Here is a 7,081-nt window from a genome sequence, read left to right as displayed (position 1 = left end):
CCAGGCTCTCCAGAGCCTTGGCGGCGACGCCCTCGCCCTCGTGGATCAGGCCGAGCAGGATGTGCTCTGTCCCGATGTAGTTGTGGTTGAGCATCCGGGCCTCTTCTTGGGCCAGGACGACAACCCGTCGCGCTCGGTCGGTGAACCGCTCGAACATGCCCTCGTGCTCCTCACGTGCCGTGCGCCAATGCTGAGCCTGTCTCAACAGCTGGCGGGGCCAGCGCACGGGCATCGGTGATGCCCGTGCTGTAACTCTATCGCCGCTGAGAGGCTCCGCCGGGCCCTCGCGACCCTTGGAAACGATCCGCAACGTTGATTTAGCCAACTTCGCACGCTCAGCGGCTGTTCCCCCACCCGAACGTGTACGCGTTCAGCGAAATCCTGCCGATCCTCCAGACCTGTGTTCCTGATCCACAGGCTGTGGACAACACCGTCCACTCCTGTGGATAACCGTAAACAGTGCGGGCCGGAGCCGATGGGCAAACGCAGAGAGGGCGCACCGACCATGGCGGCTGCTCAACCAGCAGCCGACGTGGTCGGCACGCCCTCTGGCGTGACCGCGCCGGGACTAGCCCCGGCCCGGGCCCTTCGCGTGGAACTCGTCCACGATCTCCTGCGGGATCCGGCCGCGGTCGGAGATGTCCTTGCCCGACTTCTTGGCCCACTCCCGGATCGCCTTGTTCTGCTCGCGGTCGGCGGTCGCTCCGCCACGACCCCGAGCCGCTCGGCCACCCACCACAACGCCGCCCCGGGCGACCTTCGTCCCGGCCTGCAGGTAGGGCTCGAAGACTTCCCGCAATTTCGCGGCGTTCTTCTCCGAGAGGTCGATCTCGTACTGAATGCCGTCGAGCGCAAACTTCACGGTCTCGTCAGCGTCAACACCGTCGATGTCATCGACCAGCTTGTGAATGATCTGCTTGGCCACGCGCCCTTATCCTCCCGAACACAGGTTCTCTCCCCAGCAATGGGAAGACAATAACGCCACGGGCGCATCGCCCGTCAATGGCGGGGTGGATAATTGCGGCTCGACTACTCCGGGCGGACCAACGGGAAGAGGATCGTTTCCCGAATGCCGAGGCCGGTGAGCGCCATCAACAGCCGGTCGATTCCCATTCCCATGCCCCCGGACGGCGGCATTCCGTACTCCATGGCCCGCAGGAAATCCTCGTCCAGCTGCATCGCCTCGGCGTCCCCACCGGCCGCGAGCAGGGACTGAGCGTGGAACCGCTCGCGCTGGATCACCGGGTCCACCAACTCCGAATAGGCGGTGGCCAGTTCGAATCCGCCGACGTAGAGATCCCACTTCTCGGTCAGGCCGGGCGTGGTCCGGTGCGGGGCGGTCAGCGGGGCGGTCTCCTCCGGGAAGTCCCGGACGAAGGTCGGCTGGACCAGGCTGTCGGTCACCAGGTGCTCGAAGAGTTCCTCGGCGAGCTTCCCCGGACCCCACTTGGGGTCGACCGAGAGCTGCACCTTCTCCGCGTACCGCTGGAGCTGGGCGAGGTCGGTGCCGATGGTGACCTCCTCGCCGAGCGCGGAGGAGATGGCACCGAACAGGGTGATCTGGGCCCACTCGCCGCCCAGGTCGACCTCGGTGCCGTCCTGGTGGGTGACCACGTGCGAGCCGGCGACCGCGGACGCGGCCTCCTGAATCCACTCCCGCACCTGCGTCTGCATCACGTTGTAGTCGGCGTACGCCTGATACGCCTCGAGCATGGCGAACTCCGGAGAGTGCGTGGAGTCCATGCCCTCATTCCTGAAGTTCCGGTTGATCTCGAAGACCCGCTCGATGCCACCGACCACGGCCCGCTTCAAAAATAGTTCCGGGGCGATCCGTAGATAAAGATCGGTGTCGAGCGCGTTGCTGTGCGTCACAAACGGCCGGGCCGCCGCGCCGCCGTGCAGCAACTGCAACATCGGCGTTTCCACTTCGAGATAATTCCGGCGGAACAGCGACTCCCGCAAGCTGCGGACCACGGTCGCACGGGTGCGTACCACATCCCTCGCCTGCGGCCGGACGATGAGATCGACATAACGCTGCCGGACCCGGGTCTCCTCGGAAAGCGGCTTGTGCGCGACCGGAAGCGGGCGCAGCGCCTTGGCGCTCATCGCCCAGGAATCGGCGAGAACGGAGAGCTCACCGCGCCGGCTGGCGATCACCTCACCGGTGACCGCGACCAGATCGCCGAGGTCCACCAGGCTCTTCCAGTCGCCCAGCGACTTCTCGCCCACCTTGTCCAGCGAGAACATCGCCTGGAGCTCGGCGCCGTCACCGGCCCGCAGGGTGGCGAAGCAGAGCTTGCCGCCGTTCCGCACGAAGATCACCCGGCCGGTGACCGAGACCTTGTCACCGGAGCCGGTGTCGGTGGGCAGATCCGCGTAGCGCGCCCGGATCTCGGTGATCTCATCGGTCCGCGGGACCTCGACCGGATAGGGCGGCAGGCCCTCGGCGAGCAACCGGTCCCGCTTCGACCGGCGGACCCGCATCTGTTCGGGAAGGTCCTCGGCGGGGTCGATCGCTGGCGTGTTCTGCTCGGTCACGGCAAGACTTCCTTCTCCGGTGCTGGGACCTGGAAAGCCTACTCAGAGGCGTTCAGACGTTCCGCTCATATACCATCCGCAGGCCGATCAGGGTGATCATCGGCTCGTGCGCGGTGAGGGTCTGGCACTCGTCCTTCACCAGCCAGGCCAGGCCCCCGGTCGCGATCACCGCCCGGACCGGCCCGATCTCCTCGATCATCCGCTCGACGATCCGGTCCACCTGGCCGGCGAAACCGAAGTAGAGCCCGGCCTGCAGGCACTCCACGGTGTTCTTGCCGATCACCGAACGCGGCCTGGTCGGCTCCACCTTGCGCAGCTGGGCGGCGCGGGCGGCCAGCGCGTCGAACGAGATCTCGATGCCCGGCGCGAACGCCCCGCCGAGGAACTCGCCCTTCGCGCTGATCAGGTCGAAGTTGGTGGTGGTGCCGAAGTCGACCACGATCGACGGTCCGCCGTAGAGCGCGTGCGCCGCGAGAGTGTTGACCACCCGGTCGGCGCCCACCTCCTTCGGGTTGTCGATGGCGAGCTGCACCCCGGTCTTCACGCCCGGCTCGACGATCACATTGGGCAGCTCGCCGTAGTAGCGCTTGAGCATGGTGCGCAGGTTGCGCAGCGCGGCGGGCACGGTCGAGCAGGCCGCCACCCCGGTGACCTCGACGGCATCCCCGGCGAGCAGGCCACGGATCTTCAGGCCCAGCTCGTCGGCGGTCGACGCGGCATCGGTCTTGATCCGCCAGTTGTGCACCAGCTTGTCGCCGTCGAAGGTCGCCAGCACGGTGTTGGTGTTACCGATGTCAATGCAAAGCAGCACGACCGCCCCTAAGAATCAAAATCAAGACCCTTATTTTGTACGGCCACGACTCCCCGAAATCACCGGGACCGTCCCACCCCCGCCAGGGCGGTCCGGTCCGGCCACGGCTCTCGTCCGAAACCGGCGTGCCGGCGGCCCCGTCAGCGGGGCCGGAGGTCCATGGCGATGTCGAGAATCGGCGAGGAGTGAGTCAGTCCACCCACCGACAGATAGTCGACCCCGGTGGCCGCGTAGGCGGCCGCCGTCTCCAGCGTCAGATTGCCGGTCGCCTCCAGTTCCACCCGGTCCCCGACCGCCCGCACCACCTCGGAGAGCAGCTCGGGCGTCATGTTGTCGCACAGCAGGAACCCGGCGCCGGCCTCGACCGCCTCCCGCGCCTCGGCCAGGGTGGTCACCTCGACCTGCACCGGCACGTCCGGGAACGTGGTCCGGACCAGCTCGTACGCGGCGGTGATGCTGCCCGCGGCCAGCTTGTGGTTGTCCTTGATCATGGCGACGTCGTAGAGGCCCATACGCTTGTTGGTGCCACCGCCGGCCCGTACCGCGTACTTCTCCAGCATCCGCAACCCGGGCGTGGTCTTACGGGTGTCGAGGACCGTGGCGCCGGTGTCCTCCAACCGGTCGGCCCACCTGCGGGTGTGGGTGGCGACACCGGACATCCGGCACAGCAGGTTGAGCGCGGTGCGCTCGGCGGTCAGCAGCGCCCGCGTCGGGCCGGTGATCACGGCGAGCACGTCGCCGCGGCGCACCCGGTCGCCGTCGGACACCGTCGCCCGGAAGGTGGCCACCCCGGCTGACGTGACGGCGAAGACCTCGGCCGCCACCAGCAGACCGGCGACCACGCCGTCGGCGCGGGCCACCAGCTCGGCGGTGTCCACCTGGTCGGCGGGAATGGTGGACTCGCTGGTCACGTCGCACGGCGGATCACCGAGATCCTCGCCGAGCGCGGTGAACACGATCCGCTGAACCTCGCCGAGGTCCAGCCCCACTTCGGCCACATCGGCCTCCGGAAGGGGAAGGTTCTCCCCCGGTGAAAGGGTTCCACCGTCAGGAACAGTCACGCCATCTCCTGGAAGTCTTGGGTCAGCGAACCATCGGGGTTGACCGCGTTGAGCAGGTGGCCGCGCCACTCGTCGGCCGCGTTCGGGTGGTCCTCGCGCCAGTGACAGCCACGCGTCTCCCGGCGGCTGCGGGCCGACGCCACCAGCGCCGCCGCCACCGTCAGCAAGTTGGTGACCTCCCAGGCCTCGGTGTACGGCCGGGACCGCTGCTCGGCCAGCCGGGCCAGTTCCTTGGCGGCGGTGTCGAGCGAGTCGGCGGAGCGGAGCACGCCGGCGCCACGGGTCATCGCGCGCTGCAGCTCGGCGCGGATCGCCGGGTCGACGACCCAGGACGAGCCGGTGACCGCGGTGCGGGCCGGTTCGGCCTGTGGGGGCAGCTCACGGGCGATGTCGTCGGCGATCCGGCGGGCGAAGACCAGGCCTTCCAACAGGGAGTTGCTGGCCAGCCGGTTGGCGCCGTGCACGCCGGTGCAGGCGACCTCGCCGCACGCGTACAGCCCGGGAATGCTGGTGCGGCCGTGCAGGTCGGTGCGGACGCCACCGGACGCGTAGTGGGCGGCCGGCGCGACCGGGATCAGGTCGGTCGCCGGGTCGACGCCCGCGGCCCGGGTGGAGGCCATGATCGTCGGGAAGCGGGCCTCCAGGAACTCCTTGCCGAGGTGCCGGGCGTCCAGGTAGACGTGGTCGGCGCCGGTGGCCCGCAGCACCCGGTAGATGCCCTTGGCGACCACGTCGCGCGGGGCCAACTCGGCCAGCTCGTGCCGGCCGACCATGAACCGCTCGCCGGCCTCGTCGACCAGGTAGGCGCCCTCACCGCGCAGCGCCTCGGAGATCAGCGGCCGCTGCACCGGATCGACCCGCGGCGGGGAACCGGCGTCACCCGGCGACGAGTTGACGCCGGTGACGAACGACGTGGGGTGGAACTGGACGAACTCGACATCGGTGACCTCGGCGCCGGCCCGCAGCGCGAGCGCCACACCGTCACCGGTGGAGACCGACGGGTTCGTGGTGGACGAGAAGATCTGGCCCATCCCGCCGGTGGCCAGCACCACGGCCCGGGCCAGGATCGCGCCCACGCCGTCCTCACTGCCCTCGCCGAGCACGTGCAGAGTCAGGCCACAGGCCCGGCCGTCGGCGGCACGCAGCAGGTCGAGGACGAGCGCGTGCTCGACCAGCCGGATCCACGGGTCGCGGCGGACCGCCTCGTGCAGGGCGCGCTGCACCTCGGCGCCGGTCGCGTCACCGCCGGCGTGCACGATCCGGTCGGCGCGGTGGCCGCCCTCGCGGGTCAGCATCAGCGAGCCGTCGGGGTTGCGGTCGAACGCGGCGCCCCGGCGGATCAGCTCCCGGATGCGGGCCGGGCCCTCCTCGACGAGCACCTGCACGGCCGCCGGGTCGCAGAGACCGACCCCGGCGATCTCGGTGTCGTACGCGTGGGCCTGCGGCGTGTCCAGCGGATCGAGCACGGCCGCGATGCCGCCCTGCGCCCACCGGGTGGAACCGTCATCAATGTTGACCTTGGTCACGACGGTGACATGCAGGCCCTGTTCCCGCAGGTAGAGAGCCGCGGTCAGGCCCGCGATGCCGGAGCCGACCACCACGACGTCGGTGGTCTCGGTCCAGCCGGGCTCAGCGGCGGCAAGCCGGCGGGGAAGCGCCGGGAGATCCGCGAGAGGTGACATGTGTTTCAGTACACTCCGCCCCTGCGGTCGCGTCGCGGCGGGGCCACCATCAGTGGTCACCGTTACTTGTACTGGACCGGAAGGTCCTTCGTCCCCTTGCCCTTGAGCGAGCCGGTCAGTTCGGCTCCGTCCAGCCAGAGGTAACAGCGCACCCCGTGGTCGCCCTGCGCCCAGACGTCGGCGTTGCCCGGCAGCGACACCACCCCGATGCGGTACTGGAGGTCGCCGTCGACCGGCACCCCGGCGTACTTCGCGGCCACGGTGCGGCAGCCGGTGTGGAACTCCTCCCAGGCGGCGTCGCCCTTCGGGTAGGAGGCCTTGGCCGGCGCGTCCCAGACCCCGACGAATTCGCCGTTGTGCTTCTGGTCGCATCCGGTGGACGGCATCGTGGTGATCGCCCCCGCGTCGTCCAGCTCGATGGCGTAACAGGTCAGCGCGAGCTCGGAGCCCGGGGCGGCGAGCACGCCACGCAGGGTTCCGGCGCGCTGCACCAGGGCGCCGTCGTCCTCGACCGAGTCGAGCTCCACCAGCTCGCAACGGAACCAGCGGGACCCTCCGTCCCACGCCGCGGGCGAGGGATGGGTGACACCGATCCAGAGGCGGGCGTGCCGCCACGGGCCACCGACGTACTCGGTGGTCTTCTTGTCGCAGGTCTGATAGGCGGCCCGGGCGCCGGCGGAGGTGCCGGCCGGCGGCTCGGCGCCGTCCGCGGCCGGCGCGGTGTACTCGCCGACGAAGACGGTCTCGGTGCGGTGCGGCACACCGCAGTCCGCCTCCTCATAGGTGGACCGCGGCCCGGCGACGGCGAAGGTGGAGAGGTGGCACGTTCCGGCCACCGGGACGAAGCCGGTCGCCGGGGCCATCGCGCCCCAGTCGTTGGTGAGATCGCCGTCCACCTCGCCCCCGCCGCCGCAACCCGCGACGGCGAACAGCGCGGCGGTCGTGGCGGTGACTCCCCATCGGGTACGCAGGCGGAATCGCATGAGCCG

The 7,081-nt window shown here is 69.7% G+C and carries 7 protein-coding genes; all 7 read right to left on the bottom strand.

All coding sequences use genetic code 11. The annotated features are described in order from the left end of the window. Positions 1-157, bottom strand: a 157-nt coding sequence (locus QLQ12_RS41240; RefSeq protein ID WP_282765048.1) for a Clp protease N-terminal domain-containing protein, incomplete at its 3' end; no start/stop codon positions are given. A gap of 411 nt (positions 158-568) precedes the next feature. Next, positions 569-925 (bottom strand): histone-like nucleoid-structuring protein Lsr2, encoded by a 357-nt coding sequence (locus QLQ12_RS41235; protein ID WP_282766489.1) that lies wholly within the window; start codon positions 923-925, stop codon positions 569-571. A gap of 104 nt (positions 926-1,029) precedes the next feature. After that, a complete protein-coding gene (gene lysS / locus QLQ12_RS41230) occupies positions 1,030-2,538 on the bottom strand; it encodes a lysine--tRNA ligase (RefSeq protein ID WP_282766488.1) in 1,509 nt (502 codons plus the stop codon). 52 nt (positions 2,539-2,590) lie between these two features. Further along, positions 2,591-3,349: a type III pantothenate kinase gene (locus QLQ12_RS41225; protein WP_282766487.1), complete on the bottom strand. Its 759-nt coding sequence runs from the start codon at positions 3,347-3,349 to the stop codon at positions 2,591-2,593. A 140-nt stretch (positions 3,350-3,489) separates the two neighbouring features. After that, a complete protein-coding gene (nadC, locus tag QLQ12_RS41220) occupies positions 3,490-4,347 on the bottom strand; it encodes a carboxylating nicotinate-nucleotide diphosphorylase (RefSeq protein ID WP_282766495.1) in 858 nt (285 codons plus the stop codon). 59 nt (positions 4,348-4,406) lie between these two features. Continuing rightward, positions 4,407-6,092: an L-aspartate oxidase gene (locus QLQ12_RS41215; RefSeq protein ID WP_282766486.1), complete on the bottom strand. Its 1,686-nt coding sequence runs from the start codon at positions 6,090-6,092 to the stop codon at positions 4,407-4,409. Between the two features lie 62 nt (positions 6,093-6,154). After that, on the bottom strand, positions 6,155-7,075 hold the full coding sequence (locus QLQ12_RS41210) for a septum formation family protein (RefSeq protein WP_282766485.1): 921 nt from the start codon (positions 7,073-7,075) through the stop codon (positions 6,155-6,157). Between the last annotated feature and the right edge of the window lie 6 nt (positions 7,076-7,081).

The sequence above is a fragment of the Actinoplanes sandaracinus genome, assembly GCF_030009775.1.
Classification (GTDB): domain Bacteria; phylum Actinomycetota; class Actinomycetes; order Mycobacteriales; family Micromonosporaceae; genus Actinoplanes; species Actinoplanes sandaracinus.
Note: the sequence above shows the minus strand (reverse complement) of the source record. Positions and strands in the feature narration are given on the sequence as shown.

Excerpts from the sequence above, each read along its gene's own strand:
- QLQ12_RS41215 (WP_282766486.1), bottom strand. The coding sequence starts at position 6,092 with ATGTCACCTCTCGCGGATCTCCCGGCGCTTCCCCGCCGGCTTGCCGCC.
- QLQ12_RS41210 (WP_282766485.1), bottom strand. The coding sequence starts at position 7,075 with ATGCGATTCCGCCTGCGTACCCGATGGGGAGTCACCGCCACGACCGCC.